This window comes from Geobacillus sp. BMUD, from assembly GCF_013096845.1.
GTDB lineage: Bacteria > Bacillota > Bacilli > Bacillales > Anoxybacillaceae > Geobacillus > Geobacillus vulcani.
Genome location: NZ_SDLA01000082.1, coordinates 1 through 403 on the forward strand (window position 1 = coordinate 1; position 403 = coordinate 403).

Annotated in this window: 1 protein-coding gene; it reads right to left on the reverse strand. The window is 57.6% G+C overall.

Annotated features, from left to right (window positions below; genetic code table 11):
- Window positions 1–80: 80 nt before the first annotated feature.
- The coding region (locus ETC05_RS17510) for an FAD-dependent oxidoreductase (RefSeq protein ID WP_171661567.1) at window positions 81–403 on the reverse strand (323 nt) is incomplete at its 5' end.

Genomic DNA, 403 nt, shown 5'->3' on the forward strand with positions numbered 1-403 from the left:
GATTATGCGAGGCGCTTTCCAGAACGAAAGGAGAATTTCAGCGCCGACTCTTTTCTGAGGAGGCGGCGCTGGGACAGAGCTTAAACTTCCAGCCAGTTCATAATGCCGTCTGCCGCTTTGCGACCTTCGGCGATGGCGGTAACGACCAGATCGGAACCACGGACGATATCGCCGCCAGCAAAGATTTTCGGGTTACTGGTCTGGAAGGCGTTGTCGCTGCCTTCCGGGGCGATGATGCGGCCTTGTGAATCCAGCTCGACGCTGTGTTTTGCCAGCCATTCCATGTTGTGTGGACGGAAACCAACCGCCATGATCACCGCATCTGCCGGAACGATATGTTCGGAACCTGCCACGATCTCCGCGCGGCGACGGCCTTTGGCATCCGGTTCGCCCATTTCGGTAC